We start from the raw sequence: 16,847 nt of genomic DNA, 5'->3' as shown, positions 1-16,847 counted from the left end.
TCATTCAGAGTATAGAACGATCTAGACACGACACGGCTTGCGTGCCAACATGGATGAACTAGAACGATCTAGCCACATGAACACAGGAGTATTTATGAGTTACCTTCAGCATCCGGTAGAGGACGCCAAGCCTGTCCGGATCGGCTTGATCGGCGCTGGCTGGATCGGCAGCTTCCACGCGGAGTCCATTGCCCTCCGGATTCCTGCTGCCCGTCTTGACGCGGTTGCAGACCCGGATCTTCCGGCGGTGGAAGCGTTAGCCGGCAGGCTGGGAGTCAGCAAGATCAGTGCCGATCCGGCCGATGTGATCAACGATCCTGACATAGATGCCGTACTGATTGCCGCACCGGTGCGCTTCCATGCCGGCCTGATCGGGGCCGCTGCCCGCGCGGGCAAGGATGTGTTCTGCGAGAAGCCCGGCGGACGCACCGTTGAGGAACTCGATGAAGCCCTGGATGCGGCCGACACGGCAGGAGTCAATGTTCAGTTCGGGTTCAACCGCCGCTATGCGGCGGATTTCGCGGCTGCACGCAAGCTCATTGACGACGGCGTAGTGGGGACACCACAGCTGATGCGCTCCCTGACCAGGGATCCCGGCACCTCCGCCGGAATCGCCAACCCGGAGCGCATCGCACCCGGGACAATCTTTCTGGAAACCCTGATCCATGATTTCGACACCCTGAACTGGCTCAATCCGGGCGCCTTTCCCGTCCGTGTCCATGCTGTCGCCGACGCCCTCGTGGCCCCGGAAGCCAAAGCGGGAGGGCTGCTGGACACCGCCGTCGTCACCATTACCTACAGCAACGGTGCGATTGCGGTGGCAGAGGCAAACTTCAACGCCCTCTACGGTTATGACGTCCGCGGCGAAGTGTTTGGTTCCGCGGGAATGGTCACGGCGGGCGGACCACAGGAGTCCAGTGCCACTACTTACACCGCTGCGGGCATAGGCGCTGCGACCGTGCGGCTGAACGTTGACCTCTTCCGCGAGGCCTATACCGCGGAGGTGGGTGACTTTGTTGATGCGGTGAAAGCACGACGGGACGGTGCCCTGGCGAAGGGAAGAAACCGTCCGGGAGGGGCTGATGCCCGAAATGCTTTGGCTGTGGCGCTGGCAGCGTTTCGTTCTGCTGAATCCGGGATGCCGGTGGACGTTGCAACGATTGCCGCACTGCTTCCGGCTGAGCCGCAGTTCCACCCGGTGGGGGAGACCGCGTGAGCTTCCGCCTGGCTGTTTGCGCCGAGATGGCTTATGGCCATCTGCCTCTGATCGAACGTGTGACGCGTATTCACGAGCAGGGTTTTGAGGTGGAGCTTTGGGACACCCGGGGACGGGACATCAGCGCGCTTGCAGCCACCGGCGCCCGGTTCTCTTCCATGAGCGGCTACTTCGGCGGGAGCCTGATCGACCGGGACGGCGCCGACGCAGTACTCGCTTCAGCCGAAAAGCTGATTCCCACTGCCTTGGAACTAGGCGTCGAGCGGATGGTCGTGCATCCGGCCGAACTGGGGGAGGGCGGCGTGGCGGTTCGCCCGCTTCACCGCTCTACAGGGCAGATGTGGGTCACCGCCCTGCGTACGCTCGAACGGCTTGCGCTCCTGGGTGAGAAGCACGGCGTGACGTTTGCACTGGAGAACCTGAACACCGTCCTTGACCATCCGGGCATACCCCTGGCGCGGGCGAAGGACACGCTGGCTCTGGTCTCGGGCGTTGACCACCCGAACGTGAAAATGATGCTGGATCTCTACCACGCCCAGATAGGGGAGGGGAACCTGATCGAACTCGTCCGGGCGGCGTTACCGTGGACGGGCGAAATCCAGGTGGCGGATGTTCCGGGGCGGTTTGAACCCGGCACCGGAGAAATCAACTACCGCGCAGTCGCAGCAGCACTCCAGGATGCAGGCTACTCGGGCGTCATCGGTTTGGAAGCCAGCGCTTCCGGCGGTGATGGTCTGCAGGCAGGCGATGACGCCTTGGCTGCTTTCGGGGCAGCATTCAGTATTAGCATTCCATCTTTCGACCCTTCTCAGGAGCCCTAGTGTCCAACAACGCTGCGATGATTTCCGTCGAGTTGCTGCCAGGGGAGCACTGGTGGGGTGGTGCCGTCGCCGATGGGCTGGCCATGCCCTTCGGGCTTCTCCCACACCGACGGGACCTCGCCGTGAACGCCGGTTTCGCGGATGATCCGAGCGCCGGGGCAAACCAGTCCGCGCCCTTGCTTGTATCCAGCAGGGGCAGGCTCCTATGGTCGGAGGGCCCTTTCGCCTTCGCGTTCGCGGACGGTCAGCTGACTGCCGACGGCGGAGCGAAGCTCTTCGAGGCTGCCGGAGGGACGCTGCGGGACGCCTTCCTTCTGGCCTCGAGGAACTTCTTCCCGCCGTCGGGCCGGATGCCGGCACACGAACTCTTCGACGGTCCGCAATACAACAGCTGGATTGAAATGCCCTATTCGCCTACCCAGGAGGGCGTGCTCGCCTATGTAGACGGACTGCTCGACGCCGGATTCCCACCCGGTGTACTCATGATCGACGACCGCTGGTCTGCCGATTACGGGGACTGGCGCTTCGATGCCTCTCGTTTTCCGGACCCGGCTGCCATGGTGGAGCAGCTGCATGCCAAAGGCTTTCTTGTAATGCTCTGGCTCGTACCGTTTATCAGCCCGGACAGCGATCAGTTTCGTGAATTGCGGTCACGCGGCCTGCTGCTCGCTGGTGCGGACGGGGAGGTGATCGTGCGGGAGTGGTGGAACGGCTTCAGCGCCCTTCTTGATGTAACCAATTCCGAGGCAGGAAAATGGCTTTTGTCCCAGCTGGATGCCCTGTGTGACGAAGTCGGCGTTGACGGTTTCAAATTCGATGCCGGGGACTTGCGGGACTACCGCGACGGCGACAGACCCGCGCACGGCAACGGCCCGGTTGACCTGTGCGAGGCTTACGCGAGGCTTGGGCTCAACTACGCGTTCAACGAGTACAGGGCCTGCTGGAAGATGGGCGGACAGCCAATCGCCCAGCGTTTGCACGACAAACCTCCAACGTGGGGCACTGACGGATTGCTCTCACTCATTCCCGAAGGCCTCGCCCAGGGCCTCATCGGCCACGCATTCACTTGTGCCGACATGGTGGGCGGGGGTGAACTCACTGCCTTCGCGCCGGGCACCGCCGTCGACCAGGAGCAGTTCGTCCGCTACGCCCAGTGCGCAGCCCTGTTCCCGATGATGCAGTTCTCCATATCACCGAGCCGTGTGCTGGACGCCGAGCACCTCGCCGCGGTGAGCTCCGCCGTCGCACTCCGGCAGGAATTGCTCCCGGAAATCCGGGCGCTGGCCGAGCATGCCGCAGAGACCGGCGAGCCGATCATCCGTCCGCTTGCCTACCACTTCCCTGGCTTCGAACATGTGAACGATCAGTTCCTCCTGGGCGAGCGGATACTGGTGGCACCGGTCCTCGCCCGGGGCGCGGTTCGCCGCACAGTGGTGCTGCCGGGCGGAACATGGGTGGGCCCGGATGGGACCGAACACGGCGAGGGGCTGGTTGAGCTGGAGGTGGGACTCAGCAGCCTTCCCGTTTTCAGGCGCACGTGACGTCCCGATCCGCTGGGCGCAGGTCAGCCGACTTTGAAGCCGCCGTTGCTGTACAGAATCTGACCGTTCATCCACGAGCCAGACTCCGAGAACAGGAAACGAACCAGATCTGCCGTGTCGCCGGCCGTGCCGAGGCGGCCGGCCGGCGTCGCTGCGATCCCTGATTCACGAATTGCGTCGTCCATCCACCCCGTATCAATCGGACCCGGGTTGATGACGTTCGCCCGGATCCCTCGATCGGCCAACTCAACAGCTGCTGCGGTAACGATGCGATCGAGAGCTCCTTTGCTCGCACCATAGGGCAGATTGTTCACGGTGTGGTCGCTCGTCAGGGCGACGATCCTGCCGCCGACCTCACCAGCGATGACAGACTCGGGTAATTGCTGGGCGAATGCGTTGATGAGAAGCCATGTCGCGCGCGCGTTCACTGCGAAATGGCGCTCCCAGCTCTCAAGGGTGGTTGTCAGGATCGAGCTATCCACGGACTCGCAGTGTGACATGACAAGACCCGTCACCGGCCCCAGACTCTGAGCCTCCCGGATCAATTCCGCCGGCACCGTCGGGTCGCTCAGGTCCCCCGGAACCAGCTTGACGGCCACTCCAAGTGCACGGCACTCGGCGGCGATTGTCTCGGGGTCGTCGATGCCGCTCTCCAGCCCAACGCGCATGTCGTAGGGCTTCCAATAGTTCACGACGAGATCCCAGCCATCATGCGCCAGTCCGACGGCAAGAGCCGCCCCGATCGATCGACGCCTCCCGACTCCCGTCACAACCGCGATCTTCGAATGCTTCCGAATGGTCATGGCCCGACTCTATTAGAGACCCGACTCTATGAGAGACAGGGATCGGAGATGAGTCCGACGGCGTGGAGTTCGCAATCCCGTTGCTCACTGCATTCGCAGGCATACTGGAGAAATGGTTGGAACCAATTCCCCGATCGTTCCCACGCGCGCGGTCTTTGGGGCATTCGGAGCATCGGAAACACGTGAGCGGCTGGTCGGCGGGCGAGGGCTCACGTGGCGATCAGGGCACGTGGTGGTTCGCCCCGTGGGTGACCCCGAAGAGGCGGCCTGGAAGTCCCAGGTGCTGACAGAGATCGACAGTCCCGAAGATTTTACGTTCCCAAGGCCGATTCCCGACGTTGGGGGCAATTGGGTCCACAAAGGGTGGCAAGCCTTCGAGTGGATTCCTGGCGTGGCTGACGAGACCCGGGTCGGCGACATTGTGCGTGCGGGGGAGGCGTTTCATCGCGCTATCGCGGGGCTCGCGCGTCCGGTCTTCATCGCAGAGTCGAACGATCCTTGGAGCATGGCTGACCGGATTGCATGGGGTGACGCCACGTTGCCTGCTGATGAGGATCTTGAATTGCTCGTGGCGGAGTACCGGGCGATTAATACTCCCTCGCAGGTTATCCACGGCGACCTTCTTGGGAATGTCCTGTTCGCGGACGGTCGTCCGCCAGCGATCATCGACTGGGCGCCATACTGGCGGCCGCCAGGTTTCGGTGCGGCGATCGCCGTCGTCGATGCTGCCTGTTGGCACGGGTACTCACTTGACGGTCTCGCTAACCATCACGGTATTCCTCAATGGCGTCAGCTGCTTCTTAGGGCGTTGGTGTTCCGGATGACGACTCTGCACTTGCTCGGGAACTGGGACAGCGGGAAGGCTGACAGACATTCACCCGTAGCTGCCGGGATCGTCGCTCTGACGCAGTAACCTTGTGCCGGTTCTGGAGATGGCGGTTGCCCTTGGGAAGGCAGCGGGCAGTTCGAATACGTTGAGCCGTTGTGAAAGGCTGCACCCATGGAACCTTTGGAGTCAGAACGTCGGGTGATCGAGGCGGCCGAAAGCTTGGCCAGAACTCTCGGTGGCGATACAAACCACAGTGTCGCGGCCGCCGCAATGGACACGGTTGGACGAATTCATCTGGGCGTAAATGTGCACCACTTCACGGGTGGTCCTTGCGCCGAGCTCGTCACGTTGGGTGTAGCCGCCACCGCTCAGGCAGGCCCCTTGGTAACGATGGCAGCGGCCGGCGATGGAGGGCGCGGCTTGATTCCGCCATGTGGGCGTTGCCGCCAGGTGATGCTCGTACGCCGGAATCGCCAGCGGGCAGAAGACTTCCACAGTCCGCTGGGACGAGCAGATATCTGTCGGTCCGGTGCTCTTCTACTTTGAGGACGATGAAGCGCACTCGCCGCTGCACGGGCAGATTCTTGAGGTCCAGCGGTATCACCTTGATGACCTGACTGCCGAACGACTCCGGCTCTCCGAAGGTGAACGTGTCGACAGCTACATCGAAAGCCTTCGAAAGCACTACCCGCTTATGCCGGGAGACGCCCTTGTTGACGTCGTGGACTTCAAAGTGGCTCCGTCAGACCTGGGGTCCTGAGAGTAGCTGCCCCAGGGGAGACTCCCTCGGGGTCAGCGAGCCCTGATTGCTCGAAATGAAGGCACCCTGATGAAGCTGACAGGCGAGGTTCCGGCCGGTTCCGCCGCCCGGATCTTCGCGGTGCGGTGATGGGGTACCACGACGAGAGCCGTTCCGACGGCGCCGCAAGCAGTGAGTGGTGCAGTACTTCTGTTAGTCCAGGCGTTGACATGTTCCGCCTGCAGATTGGGGCGGCCTAGGATGCTCCTTCAGCCGTCACAATCCTGGCGGAAGGTGTTGGACGGCCACTGATGCCGACGTCGGCCGACAGTATCAGCCCGTCGTAGGTTCCCGGAGAGCCCAGATCGATGGCTGCCGTTGTAACCACCAGGGTTGTCATGGCTTGGCCGGCAAAGCAGATGCTGGTCGGCTGTTGGGCCGGTACGTGGAGGATACGCTCAATGCTGCCATCGGGGCGGTAGCGGTGGATCCGGCCCGCACCCCAGATGGCAACCCACAGGTGGTCTTCAGTGTCGGTGATCATGCCATCCGGGCTCCCGTCGGAGACGGTGGCGAAAGCCTGCCCGTCCCCGAGTGCCCCGGTGTCGGTGTCCACCTGGTAACCGGTGATGGTGCCTGCCGCGCTGTCGGCCAGATACATGAGGGACCCATCGCCAGTGAACGCGGGGCCATTGGGAATCGTCAGGCCTGTAAGGACGGTGCTGATGCTGCCATGAGTGTCGACCATGTGCAGGGCGCCCGCCCCCGGAGCGGCATCCAAGGCCATGGTTCCGGCCCAGAAGCGGCCTCCGGGGTCGCAGACAGCATCGTTCATCCGCACTGCCGTCCCAGCCGTGAACGGGTGTGCCGCAGAGAACGCGCTGTTACATTGCCGTGCGGCAAGCCAGGTGACCAGTCCGCCGTCGAGCACTGCGATACCGTCACCGGCAGCCGCCAGCAGGGCTGACTCAGATCCCGAAATAGGTGCGATAGCACCGAGCGGAACAGGAAGTTCCTGCAGAAGTACGGTCTGTCCCGGGGATTCCAGATCCACGTGCCAGAGCTGCCCGCAAAGGATGTCGACTGCAAGGACGCGGCCGTCGGGCAGCAGCCGGGGTCCCTCGCCGAGTTCCAGTGGCGTCTCGTTGCATACCTTCCAGTCGGGATGGTAGTTCGCAGGTTCGTGGGTTGAAGCTTGAGTTTTTGCCAGAGTCATAGGTTTCTGCTTTTCATCGGATTGCTGTGCCGTTTCCGGCATCCAGCAGTGCCAGTTCGGATAATGTGGGCAGGCCTTCCCAATCGCCCTTGCTGGCGACAGCGAACGCGCCGAGGGTGTTTGCCAGGAACAGCCGCTCCTCTGCCGTACGCGAGGTCAGCATGCCGGAAATGTAGCCGGCGGTGAAGGCATCACCGGCCCCGACGCTGTCGACGGCGTTGATTTCGCGGGCAGGGGAGTAGACGGCGCCACTTTCGTCATACAGCCGGGCACCGTCCGCGCCTAGTTTCACCACGACTTCACGCACTCCACTGCTGATGAGCGCCTTGGCTGCATCTGAAGAATCATCGCCAGCGGAGCTGGAATCCGAAACCAGGGTCAGCTCGTCAGGGGAGCCAATAACAACGTCAACGAACGGGAGAAGCCTGCGCAGCGTGTCGCCCGCCAGCTCCCTGTTCCACAGCTTGGCGCGGTAGTTTACATCGAAAACGACCGTTGCCCCTGCCACATCGGCGGCGGATACAGCCTGAAGGACTGCCTCCTCCGCGGTCCGGCTCAATGCGGAAGTAATTCCTGTTATGTGCAGGATGCGTGGACCCATGGACAGCGCGGCTGAAAGGTCATCGATGCCGATCATTGAAGCGGCCGAGTTTTGACGGAAGTACCCCACCCTGTTGAGATCCGGCAGTCGTTGCTCAAAGATCAGAATCCCGGTCTGACGATGAACGTCCGTGATGACGTGATCCTGTCCCACTGACTCTGCCCGCAGGGTCCGGCGGATCAGCTCCCCGCCAGCATCATCCCCGATCCGCCCGGCCCACTGGACGTTGTGCCCCAGGCGGGCCAGTGCAATGGCCACATTGGATTCCGCGCCGGCTATCGTGGCGGTGATGTTCGGATTCAGGGACAGCTGGCGGTCTGCCCTGAGCGCGATCATGGTCTCGCCGAAAGTCAGGACGTCCATTGGCGCAGGCCTTCCGCATGGTGGCTTCGGGCGGAGGCGGCCTGCGTGAGGCCGATGAATTTCCGGGCGCGGTCACCGAGTTCAGAAAGGCTCCCGCCTCGGGGTGCATCGTGTGTCAACGGGCTGCCTGCTCCGACGGCGAGGGCACCGGCCTGAAGGTATTCAGTCACAGATTCGGCGTCAACGCCTCCTACCGGGATGAATTCGATGTGTGGGAAGGGCTCGCGCAGTGCTTTCAGGTAGGAGGGGCCTCCAACGCTTGCCGGGAATAATTTCACTGCCGTTGCCCCTGCACGTGCCGCCGCGTAAACCTCGGCAGGCGAGAGCGCGCCAACGAGACTGGGAAGTCCAAGTTTGAAAGCGGCGTCTGTGCTGGGCGCGAGGCAGGGGGTGACGATGAACTGCGCGCCGGCGTCCCGGGCTTCATGCACCTGCCCGGGTGTGAGGACTGTACCGGCCCCCAGGAGGACCCGCCCGGCAGCGGTTTCATGGATCCGGCTGATGAGCTTGAAGGCATCCGTCGTGGTGAGGGATACCTCCAGGATTGTTATCCCTGCATTGATCAGCGTCATGGCGGTGTTGAAGCAGGCTTCCGCGTTGTTCCCGCGAATGATGGCGAGCAGCTTCTTATTCCGCAGGCTCGTCAGCAGTTTGGAGCTTGTGTCGTCCATGGCTTAATCCTCTGCATGGTCAGGTGAAGGCGGGAGGGTTGGCGGGCGGAACATCAGGCAATGTTGAGGAACCTGGTTTTCCCCGGTTTTTGAGGCTACGGGGGCGGGTGTGGGGTCGCCGGGGTGGAATCCGAGGTCCCTGATTGTTTCGGTCAGGTCCCATTTCCGGGTGGCACCTGCGGAAACTCCCAGGTACGTTCCGTACCTCATCGGAACCGTCAATGATGCGTGAAGCAGCTGAGCGTAGTCTCCAGGACCCAGCCACTGGGAGGCGTAGCCGGTGGTCACCGGAGCGTAGCCAGTCAGGCCAAGCCGCAGGCAAACCACGGAGACGGGCGTTCGTTCGGTCAGGATTTCCAGCAGGTTCTCGGAGAATACTTTGGCGGCGCCGTATTCACAGCAGGGGCGCGATGGCCAGTGTTGGCGGATGGGGTACTGCGCCTCCCGGTGATACAGACCCATGGTGTGGATGGAACTGGCGAACACGATCCTCTTCAGGTGGGCGGAGCCCGACGCCGCGGCTGCCAGTCCTGCAGCGAGCATAGCTCCGCCCTCGACGGCGGTCCGCGCCTCTATTTCAGGATGAGCGTTTCCCGCCAGATGGACCACGGCTTGGGCCGACTCGATCGCCGCGTCCCAAGCGCCACGTTCTGTGAGGTCCAGGGCCAGCCGTTCGATGCCGTTCACATCGTCCCGCGAGTCGCCCACAGGCCAGTCCAGATCAATGAGCCTGAGCCGGTAGTGCCCGGCGAGGGCTTGGGATGTCAGTTGCCCGACATGCCCGGCCGCGCCTGTAACCACAACGAGGGGAGGAGTGGTTCCCTCTTCTGCCCCTGAGACCATAAATTGCCCTTTCACCAGTTGGTGAATGATCCGTCGAGTCTACGGAGTTGCGGCATGGGAGGTGGCTGGATCTGATGAGCCCGGGCAGCATCAAGGTCCACTTCCAAGCCGAGACCGGGGGCCTCGGGACGGCGCATCCATTCCCCGTCCATGGTTGCCTGAACCGGGAACACGTCGTTGGCCTCGGTGCCCGGAAGCTGATACTGCTCCTGGATGCCGAAGGTGGGCAGGGTCATGTTCAGGTGCAATGATGCTGCAGTGGCGATGGGCCCCAACGGGTTGTGGGTGGCTGTACGGATGTGGTGGGACTCGCACCAGCCGGCGATCTTCTTCGCCTCGGTGAAACCTCCCACAATGCAGATATCGAAGCGGGCGTAGTCAATGAGGTCCTGCTCAATAAGAGGCCGGATTTCCCATTTGGACGCCGCCTGCTCGCCTGCGGCCAGCGGAACGGAGGTGCGCTGCCGTAGCGTCCGGTAGATGTCAGGATTCTCCCAGCGCAGCGGATCCTCGATGAAGTACATGTTAGCCCCCTCCAGTTCCCGGCACAGTGCCGTGGCTTCCGGAAGTTCCAGGCGGGTGTGCACGTCCAGGATCAGCTCGAACCCGCTTCCGAGTTCGTCCCGTACAGCTGCCACTTCGGCAAGGGCGTGGCGGGTAGCTGCGCGGGGTTCCAGCAGATCCCCTTCAGACGGTACAGAGAGCCGCCCGACGGTCCAACCTTGCTCGAAGGCCTTCCGGGCATTGTCGATAAGTTCAGCATGGTCCACGCCCCAGATATGCCGGTAGCACTTCACCCGGTCCCGGACTGCTCCCCCCAACAACTCATAAACCGGAATCTCCAGCGCCTTGCCCTTTAGATCCCACAGGGCAATGTCCACCGCCGAGATGGCCGAGGCGAGAACGCGGTCCGCGGGGTAGAAGCCGGACCGCGACATGACCTGCCACAGATGTTCCGTGCGGAAGGGGTCGTTGCCGATGAGAAGCGGCTTGAAGTGCTCCAAGGCTCCCCGAACCGCCAACTGGCGTGAGCGAAGCCCAACCTCTCCGACGCCGAAGATTCCTTCGTCGGTGTGGACAACGACCATCATCAGGGCGCCGCCGTCGTCGATGGTGAGGACTTCCAGGTCCGTAATTTTCACTGGGTCAGGCCTTTCCTATTTCATGCCTGAGGTCGCGAACCCGTTGACATAGGACCGCTGGACGAAAAAGAACATGATGAGAACGGGGAGGACATAGAGCACGGCGCCGGCAGCGAGCAGGTTGTTGATCGGGAACCCTTGGGAGTTGACATAGCCGGTTGTGATGGCCACCGCCAACGTGGTGTTGTCCTGGTTGAGCAGGAGCTGCGGAGCGATGAAGTCGCCCCACACGCCGTTGAAGGAAAGAACAAAAGCGGTGATGACGACGGGTTTGGAGAGCGGCAGGAAGATTTGCACAAAGATTCGCAGCCGTCCGCATCCGTCAAGGATGGCGGCCTCCTCAAGTTCCCGGGGAAGCTGGGCGAAGAACTGGCGGTAGAGGAAGATGAGGTAAGGAGCGCCAGCCATACCCCACAAGACCCACGGCCAGTAGGTGCCGACCAACCCGACCTTCGCGAACAGCAGGTAGGTGGGTATGAGGGTGATGATGGGGGGTGTCATCATCATGGCTATCAGGATCCCGAAGAGGACCTTCTTTCCCTTGCCGTTGAGGCGGGCGAACCCGTAGCCGACCAGCGCTGAGCTGACGGTGGTCAGGACGCCGGTCACCGTGGACAGGAAGAGCGAATTGGCGGCATAGGCCCAGAAAGGCAGGACTATTGTGGCATCGATAAAGTTCTGCACTTGCGGCTGCGTTGGAATCCAGGTGATGGGATCGGAGGCCAACTGCTGGGGCGTTTTCAAGGCCGTAAGGAGAAGCCAAAGGACCGGAAGGAAGAGCATGGCGCAAACCACTACCAATATCACGAAGGCGACCCCGTTCTTGCGTTCCCGGCTTTGCCGGATCGGGAGTTCCGGCGGGGCGGTCGGGGACTCCGTTTGGGGACGGTGACCGATAAGCGTCATCCCTCTTTCCCTTCTTTGGAGGGATCGACGGCGTAGAACACGGTGCGTCCGCCGATCTTGAACGTAATGATGGTGACCACCAGGATGACCAGGAAGAAGAGCCAAAGCATCGCAGACGCATACCCATACTTGGAGTACGCGAAGTACTGGGCATAGACGTCCACCATGAAAATCCGGTTCGCCTCAGGTACGGCCGTGATAGCTGCCGGACCGTTGGCCGGTGACAGCAGGAGCGCCGGGACGAACGTCTGCAGGACGCCGATGGTGGTAGTGATCACTTGGAAAAGAAGTACCGGCGAGATGCTCGGTAGCGTGACGTGCCAGAATGAGTTGAAGGCGTTTGCCCCATCCAGCCGCGCGGCCTCATGAAGCTCTGCGGGAACGTCCTGCAGGGCGGCCAGGTTGATCAGCACGCCGGCGCCAATGCCCCACAGCATGACCACCAACAGGACCACGAACACCGTGTTGCCGGTCATCCAGCTCACCGCATCCGCCCCGAAGATCGCAAGAACGCCGTTGATGGCGCCGCTGTCACGGTCGAACAGCAACTTCCAGGTCAGCGTCGCCGCGACGGGCGGCACGATGGCCGGCAGATAAACGAGCATCCGCAGGCCTGATCGCCAGTGGACCTTTTCGTTCAGCAGCAGCGCCAGTCCCAGTCCTCCGCAGATTGTGATGGGCACAATGGCAAGGGCGAGCAGGCCGGTGCGCTGCAGACTGGCCCACATGCGGGGATCACTCAACGCATCTGTGTAGTTTTTCAGTCCAATCCAATTCTGGTTCGGTGCTATTCCGTCCCAGTTTGTGAAGCTGATCCACAGTGCATAGCCGAGCGGAAACAGCGTCAGGAGCACTGTCCCGATCAGCCAGGGGGAGATAAAGGCGTAGAAAGTGCCCGAGCCTCTGAAGCCGGTGCTTCCCCGCCGGCTCTTTTGGCGAACATCTCTAGCCGGAGAGAGAGTACTCACCTGCGTTAACCCTTCTTGCCGGCAAGTTCCATGCCCTGCTTGAGGAGATCGTTCACAGCAGTGGTCGCCTGGTCCGCGAACTGGCCGGCAGACAACTCGCCCTTCACCGCGCGGGGGAAGAGTTCAGCGATGGCAGCGCTAACAGCTACCGCCTGGGCGTAAGGGCTGAAGGGGAGAACCTCCAGGTACTGCTCTTCATTGCGCTGCACTTTCAGTGCATCGGTCTGGTACGGCTGGGACTGCGGCAGTTCAGAAGCCAGGGCCTTGACGGCCGGCAGCCCCACGCCGGTCTGTGCCCTCACCTTGGCGTTGGGGCCGGTGCAGCAATACCACTCAAGGAACGCGTAGGCCTCGTCCTTCATGGCAGTTTTTGAGGAAATCCAGTAGCCCGTAGCCGACGTGGTGGGGCTGACGCGCTTTGCGCCCATCATCGGGGCAGGCGCGAGACGGGCGAACTCGGCGGTTTTGGGATTCGTTGCCACCATACCGCCAAACCAGTAGCCGGCCAACGCCATTGCAGTCCTCTTGGCATCAAACGGCGGCCAGTCCCAGCCGTCCGGATTCGGATCCAACAGCGTGTAGCCGACCTGCTTTTTGGCGACATCGATGTGCCACTGCAGCGCCTGCATGGCCTCAGGGCTTGTGAAGTCCGCCTTGGTCAGATCGTCATTGAAGACACGTCCGTTGGTGGTGGCCACCATGGAAGAGATTGCCTCGATGGTTGGAGCGGTGGCGAACAGCCCATACTGTTCCACCTTGCCTCCGCCACGCTTTGTCATGGGCTCGGCGTATTCGAGCAGCTGGTCATAGGTGAGCGGCTTGTCCATGGTGGGAAGCGGGATGCCGGCCGCACTAAAGGCCTCGGTGTTGTACCAGAACATGGAATCCTGGGACCAATCCTTGACGAAGCCGTAACGCGGTCCGCTGCCCTGCTTGCTTCCGTCCCAACGCCAGACGTCGTTGATCTTGGCCAGATCGGACTCCTTGAGTGTGCTCGACTTTGCCAGATACGGATCCAGGTCCAACGCAAGGCCGCGGCTTGCCAGGTTGGCAGTGCTGATGGCCCCAAGGCTCCTGGCCAGGTCCGGCGGGGTTCCCGCGGCCATCATGGCATTGAGCCTGGTCGGATCGTCCTTGATCAGGGTGATGGGCACATCGGGGTGGTCCTTAACCCAGGCGTCGATGACCTCCTGCGTGATCTCACCGGGATTGCCCATAATCGTCAGGCCACCCGGCTTTTTGGCGGCCCCTCCACCCGCCGCACTCGCCGAGCATCCTGTCAGCACGCCGCCTGTGGCTGCAAAGCCGGCAAACAGGGCAGCGCCGCCCAATAGACTGCGGCGTGATACATGCTTTTGTACATTCATTTGACGTACCTTCATCGCTACGGGCCTCAAAGGCCGAGGTGTGTAATGGGTTGGACCGATCCCCGACTCAGTGTGAGGGCCCTCACGTGTATGTGTCAAGACTCTTTACACACAGTCTTTCTTTTTTACGGACGGTCGTACATAATGAGGGAGTGAATTCAGCCCGAAGCGGAGGCTCCCTCCGCAACCTCCGACTATCCAACTCCCTGCACGTCCTGGACCTGGTGGTCAGTCAAGGTCCCATGCACCGTGCCGAGATGGCAAGGCGTTTGGGTATTTCGCGCACCACCATCACCACCATTACGCGCGAGCTGATGGAGCGCGGCGTGCTTGTGGAGCTCTCAGAGCGGGTTGAGGGTGGGGACGAAGTGGACGGCAGGGCTGGCGATCAGCTGGCGTTCAGCCCGGATGCGGGATGGATCGCAGGCATGAGTCAGGTGCTCGACAGGATCTGTGTCCGGATCACGGACCTGATGGGCAATGAAGTGGCATCGGCTGAGGCGGCCATCGGTGCCAAGGATGATTGGCAGCTCCGCGCTGAGGCGGCCGTCTACCTCCTTGACCGCGCACTGAAGGAGGGCGGTGGAGACCGTGATGACCTTCTCGGCGTCGGGATCGGGCTGCCCGGGCAGATTAACCCGGTGGATGGCATCGTGCACGGGGCGCTGGCTGACCAGCCATGGCACGGCATCAACGCGCGGCAGGAAATGAACCGTCGCCTCGGCGTTCCTGTCTTCATCGACAACAACGTCCGCCTCGAAGCGATAGCGGAGGCAAAGTGGGGAGCCGGGCAGGGAATCCGGGATCTTATGTACGTGAGCATGTCCAGTGGAATAGCAGCGGGATTCCTCTTCGGCGGGGAGCTCTACCGGGGATCCGGCGGAGGTGCCGGAGAGCTGGGCCATACCTCCATAGACGTTAACGGGCCGGCGTGCAGGTGTGGAAACCACGGATGTCTCGTTCTCTTCGCAGGAACTCCGGCCATACTGAACCGCCTGGCGGCTACTTTAGGTCCGGATGCAACTATGGATGACGTGCTTGCCGCGAACGCCGCAGGAGACCGGTCCGTCCAGAATGTTCTGTCCGAAGCCGGATCCGTGGTGGGGCGCCTCCTGGCGAGCATGTGCAACTTGCTCAACCCGCAGCGGATCGTGGTGGGCGGCCAAACGTCGCTGGCCGGAGCAGTTGTGCTGGACCCGCTGCGGGAGAGCATTAATCGTTACGCTCTCACCCCATCGGCCGCCCTGGAAGTCGTGGTCTCAGACCTTGGTGGGGGTCCGGAAGCCGGCGCAGCAGGAGGCGCAGCTATGGCTCTGTCCATGCTGACCACTTCGCCTGAAATGTTCAGCCGGCTCGTTGACCGCCCGGCAGCTGGCTCCTTGGGTGTGTGATGAGGTGGGCAACCAGCGTCTGCAGATTTCTTGGCGAGACGGACCCGAACGTACCTGTTTGGCTCACCTAAGGCTGGAAAGCTGCGTTTTGCTGCCCTAGGATAACGATATCTCAGTGGTGCTTCCCGGGGCGATCATCCCGCCCCGCTTCCTCCTGACGACAGAAAAAGTGATCCAATCCAAGTTCCAGCGTAGGTATGCGGGGTACCTGTACCTCCATTTCAAACGCGAAGACGGTGAGCACATCCATTTCGCCCTGAGCGATGGGAACAACCCGCTGCACTTCGAAGACCTCAACGGCGGCAAAACCGGTCCTGTACCCGGCTTTGGGGGAGTGCGGCGTGGGTGACCCGCACATTGTTCGTTGCTGGGAGTCGACGGATCTGGTGAACTGCGGAGAGGGCCGCCTCGTTGAGGTCGCACCACAGGAAGCAGGTAACACCTGGGCACCGGAATCGGTCCGGGATCCTGAGCAGGACGCCTTCCTCGTACATTGGTCCTCGACCCTCTATGAGAACGCCGAACATGAAGGTCAGAGCTACAACCGGATCATGTACGCCACCACACGTGACTTCCGTGAGTTCTCGGAGCCTCGCGTATGGATCGATAGGGGATGGTCCACGATCGACACTACAGTGATCAAGGACGGGGGCCTCTGCTGCCGCTTCCTCAAGGACGAACGCAGCCGCATCAGCGGGCTGCCCCTGGGGAAGTCGATCTTCTCCGCAACATCACCGTCCCTCCGCTGCCGACTGGAAGCCGCTGGGGGAGGGTATCGGCCTTGGCCCGATCAGCCAGGGTGAGGGCCCCTTGGGGTACAAGTCGAACACTGAGGACAAGTGCTACCTCTGGAGCGATGAGTTCACGCTGGATCGCCGTTACGTTCCCTTCGAAACGACCAATCTGGCCGGCGGGCAATGGACTGCCTCCCAGGACTTTCGGCTGCCGCCGAACCCATGCCACGGCGTCGTGCCTCCGGTGACGTCCGAAGAATATAAACGGCTGAGCGCCGCCTGGGGGAGTGTATACAGTGTGGTCGGCAGTACTGTGGTGGCTGAACGCGAGCGGCTGTTGTGACTGTGGGGAGAGGCGTCGCAACCAAGCCCGGCCATGACCAGCACGACTAAACTCGTGAACCTTCGATCTGTACACAGCACAACAGATGGCAGGATCCGAGTATGGAGACCGTGACCTTGTGGCGTCCGACCGGCCCGGAGGAGCTTGCCTTGGAATACGCGACGATGATTGCTCGGGATTGGAACGTCAAGGCGAGCGGTGCTGGCTTCGTTACGCGTTTCCAGCTCCGCAAGAACTTTATTGACCGCTATGAGGTTCAGCAGGCTGGTGGGAAAACCGTACTTGAGTACTGGATTCCGGCTGAGGACCTGCCGGGGCTCAATGCAAACATCGTCGGGACTATTCACGTCGCC

18 protein-coding genes are annotated in these 16,847 nt (G+C 62.0%); 9 read left to right on the top strand and 9 right to left on the bottom strand.

Annotation, left to right across the window (positions count from 1 at the left end; genetic code table 11):
* Positions 1 to 94: 94 nt before the first annotated feature.
* From RIN13_RS10840 to RIN13_RS10830, 3 genes are read left to right on the top strand one after another with little or no spacing between them, the layout of a single operon-like run.
* Complete coding sequence (locus tag RIN13_RS10840; protein ID WP_309107345.1) at positions 95 to 1,216, top strand: Gfo/Idh/MocA family oxidoreductase; 1,122 nt, start codon at positions 95 to 97, stop codon at positions 1,214 to 1,216.
* Positions 1,213 to 2,037, top strand: a complete 825-nt coding sequence (locus RIN13_RS10835) for a TIM barrel protein (protein ID WP_309107344.1) — start codon at positions 1,213 to 1,215, stop codon at positions 2,035 to 2,037. The genes RIN13_RS10840 and RIN13_RS10835 overlap by 4 nt, the downstream gene beginning before the upstream one ends.
* A complete protein-coding gene (locus RIN13_RS10830; RefSeq protein WP_309107343.1) occupies positions 2,037 to 3,578 on the top strand; it encodes a glycoside hydrolase family 31 protein in 1,542 nt (513 codons plus the stop codon). The genes RIN13_RS10835 and RIN13_RS10830 overlap by 1 nt, the downstream gene beginning before the upstream one ends.
* Before the next feature lie 23 nt (positions 3,579 to 3,601).
* Here RIN13_RS10830 and RIN13_RS10825 read toward each other — a convergent pair whose 3' ends face one another.
* Positions 3,602 to 4,381: an SDR family oxidoreductase gene (locus tag RIN13_RS10825; RefSeq protein WP_309107342.1), complete on the bottom strand. Its 780-nt coding sequence runs from the start codon at positions 4,379 to 4,381 to the stop codon at positions 3,602 to 3,604.
* Positions 4,382 to 4,493: 112 nt separating this feature from the next.
* Between RIN13_RS10825 and RIN13_RS10820 the strand changes: the two genes are divergently transcribed.
* A complete protein-coding gene (locus RIN13_RS10820; protein WP_309107341.1) occupies positions 4,494 to 5,294 on the top strand; it encodes a phosphotransferase in 801 nt (266 codons plus the stop codon).
* Between the two features lie 385 nt (positions 5,295 to 5,679).
* Positions 5,680 to 5,970, top strand: coding sequence for an ASCH domain-containing protein (locus RIN13_RS10815; protein ID WP_309107389.1), 291 nt, complete (start codon positions 5,680 to 5,682; stop codon positions 5,968 to 5,970).
* A 235-nt stretch (positions 5,971 to 6,205) separates the two neighbouring features.
* Here the strand turns inward: RIN13_RS10815 and RIN13_RS10810 are convergent, their stop codons facing one another.
* The 8 genes from RIN13_RS10810 to RIN13_RS10775 are packed head-to-tail and all read right to left on the bottom strand — an operon-like array spanning position 6,206 to position 14,026.
* Positions 6,206 to 7,165, bottom strand: coding sequence for an SMP-30/gluconolactonase/LRE family protein (locus tag RIN13_RS10810; protein ID WP_309107340.1), 960 nt, complete (start codon positions 7,163 to 7,165; stop codon positions 6,206 to 6,208).
* A gap of 13 nt (positions 7,166 to 7,178) precedes the next feature.
* Positions 7,179 to 8,129, bottom strand: a complete 951-nt coding sequence (locus tag RIN13_RS10805; protein ID WP_309107339.1) for a sugar kinase — start codon at positions 8,127 to 8,129, stop codon at positions 7,179 to 7,181.
* Positions 8,117 to 8,800 carry a bifunctional 4-hydroxy-2-oxoglutarate aldolase/2-dehydro-3-deoxy-phosphogluconate aldolase gene (locus tag RIN13_RS10800; protein WP_309107338.1) on the bottom strand — a complete coding sequence of 228 codons (684 nt, stop codon included), beginning with the start codon at positions 8,798 to 8,800 and terminating at the stop codon, positions 8,117 to 8,119. The genes RIN13_RS10805 and RIN13_RS10800 overlap by 13 nt, the downstream gene beginning before the upstream one ends.
* 3 nt (positions 8,801 to 8,803) lie before the next feature.
* Positions 8,804 to 9,658: an NAD(P)-dependent oxidoreductase gene (locus RIN13_RS10795; protein WP_309107337.1), complete on the bottom strand. Its 855-nt coding sequence runs from the start codon at positions 9,656 to 9,658 to the stop codon at positions 8,804 to 8,806.
* The gene (locus tag RIN13_RS10790; protein WP_309107336.1) at positions 9,655 to 10,785 is read right to left on the bottom strand and encodes a mandelate racemase/muconate lactonizing enzyme family protein; all 1,131 of its coding nucleotides are present in this window, start codon (positions 10,783 to 10,785) and stop codon (positions 9,655 to 9,657) included. Before RIN13_RS10790 ends, RIN13_RS10795 begins: the two co-directional genes overlap by 4 nt.
* A 15-nt stretch (positions 10,786 to 10,800) precedes the next feature.
* Positions 10,801 to 11,691: a carbohydrate ABC transporter permease gene (locus tag RIN13_RS10785; protein ID WP_309107335.1), complete on the bottom strand. Its 891-nt coding sequence runs from the start codon at positions 11,689 to 11,691 to the stop codon at positions 10,801 to 10,803.
* Complete coding sequence (locus tag RIN13_RS10780) at positions 11,688 to 12,659, bottom strand: sugar ABC transporter permease (protein WP_309107334.1); 972 nt, start codon at positions 12,657 to 12,659, stop codon at positions 11,688 to 11,690. Before RIN13_RS10780 ends, RIN13_RS10785 begins: the two co-directional genes overlap by 4 nt.
* 5 nt (positions 12,660 to 12,664) lie before the next feature.
* Positions 12,665 to 14,026, bottom strand: coding sequence for an extracellular solute-binding protein (locus RIN13_RS10775; protein ID WP_309107333.1), 1,362 nt, complete (start codon positions 14,024 to 14,026; stop codon positions 12,665 to 12,667).
* Positions 14,027 to 14,178: 152 nt separating this feature from the next.
* Between RIN13_RS10775 and RIN13_RS10770 the strand changes: the two genes are divergently transcribed.
* The 4 genes from RIN13_RS10770 to RIN13_RS10755 form a co-directional block, all read left to right on the top strand.
* Complete coding sequence (locus tag RIN13_RS10770) at positions 14,179 to 15,417, top strand: ROK family protein (RefSeq protein WP_309107332.1); 1,239 nt, start codon at positions 14,179 to 14,181, stop codon at positions 15,415 to 15,417.
* Positions 15,418 to 15,532: 115 nt separating this feature from the next.
* Complete coding sequence (locus tag RIN13_RS10765; RefSeq protein WP_309107331.1) at positions 15,533 to 15,766, top strand: hypothetical protein; 234 nt, start codon at positions 15,533 to 15,535, stop codon at positions 15,764 to 15,766.
* Positions 15,759 to 16,220: a hypothetical protein gene (locus RIN13_RS10760; protein WP_309107330.1), complete on the top strand. Its 462-nt coding sequence runs from the start codon at positions 15,759 to 15,761 to the stop codon at positions 16,218 to 16,220. The genes RIN13_RS10765 and RIN13_RS10760 overlap by 8 nt, the downstream gene beginning before the upstream one ends.
* A gap of 375 nt (positions 16,221 to 16,595) precedes the next feature.
* The coding region (locus tag RIN13_RS10755) for a hypothetical protein (protein WP_309107329.1) at positions 16,596 to 16,847 on the top strand (252 nt) is incomplete at its 3' end.

This window comes from Arthrobacter sp. (genome assembly GCF_031179985.1).
Taxonomy (GTDB): Bacteria; Actinomycetota; Actinomycetes; order Actinomycetales; family Micrococcaceae; genus Arthrobacter.
This window is presented reverse-complemented; position numbering and strand designations above follow the sequence as displayed.

Excerpts from the sequence above, each read along its gene's own strand:
- RIN13_RS10805 (WP_309107339.1), bottom strand. The coding sequence starts at position 8,129 with ATGGACGTCCTGACTTTCGGCGAGACCATGATCGCGCTCAGGGCAGAC.
- RIN13_RS10825 (WP_309107342.1), bottom strand. The coding sequence starts at position 4,381 with ATGACCATTCGGAAGCATTCGAAGATCGCGGTTGTGACGGGAGTCGGG.
- RIN13_RS10800 (WP_309107338.1), bottom strand. The coding sequence starts at position 8,800 with ATGGACGACACAAGCTCCAAACTGCTGACGAGCCTGCGGAATAAGAAG.
- RIN13_RS10810 (WP_309107340.1), bottom strand. The coding sequence starts at position 7,165 with ATGACTCTGGCAAAAACTCAAGCTTCAACCCACGAACCTGCGAACTAC.
- RIN13_RS10775 (WP_309107333.1), bottom strand. The coding sequence starts at position 14,026 with ATGAATGTACAAAAGCATGTATCACGCCGCAGTCTATTGGGCGGCGCT.
- RIN13_RS10840 (WP_309107345.1), top strand. The coding sequence starts at position 95 with ATGAGTTACCTTCAGCATCCGGTAGAGGACGCCAAGCCTGTCCGGATC.
- RIN13_RS10820 (WP_309107341.1), top strand. The coding sequence starts at position 4,494 with ATGGTTGGAACCAATTCCCCGATCGTTCCCACGCGCGCGGTCTTTGGG.
- RIN13_RS10785 (WP_309107335.1), bottom strand. The coding sequence starts at position 11,691 with ATGACGCTTATCGGTCACCGTCCCCAAACGGAGTCCCCGACCGCCCCG.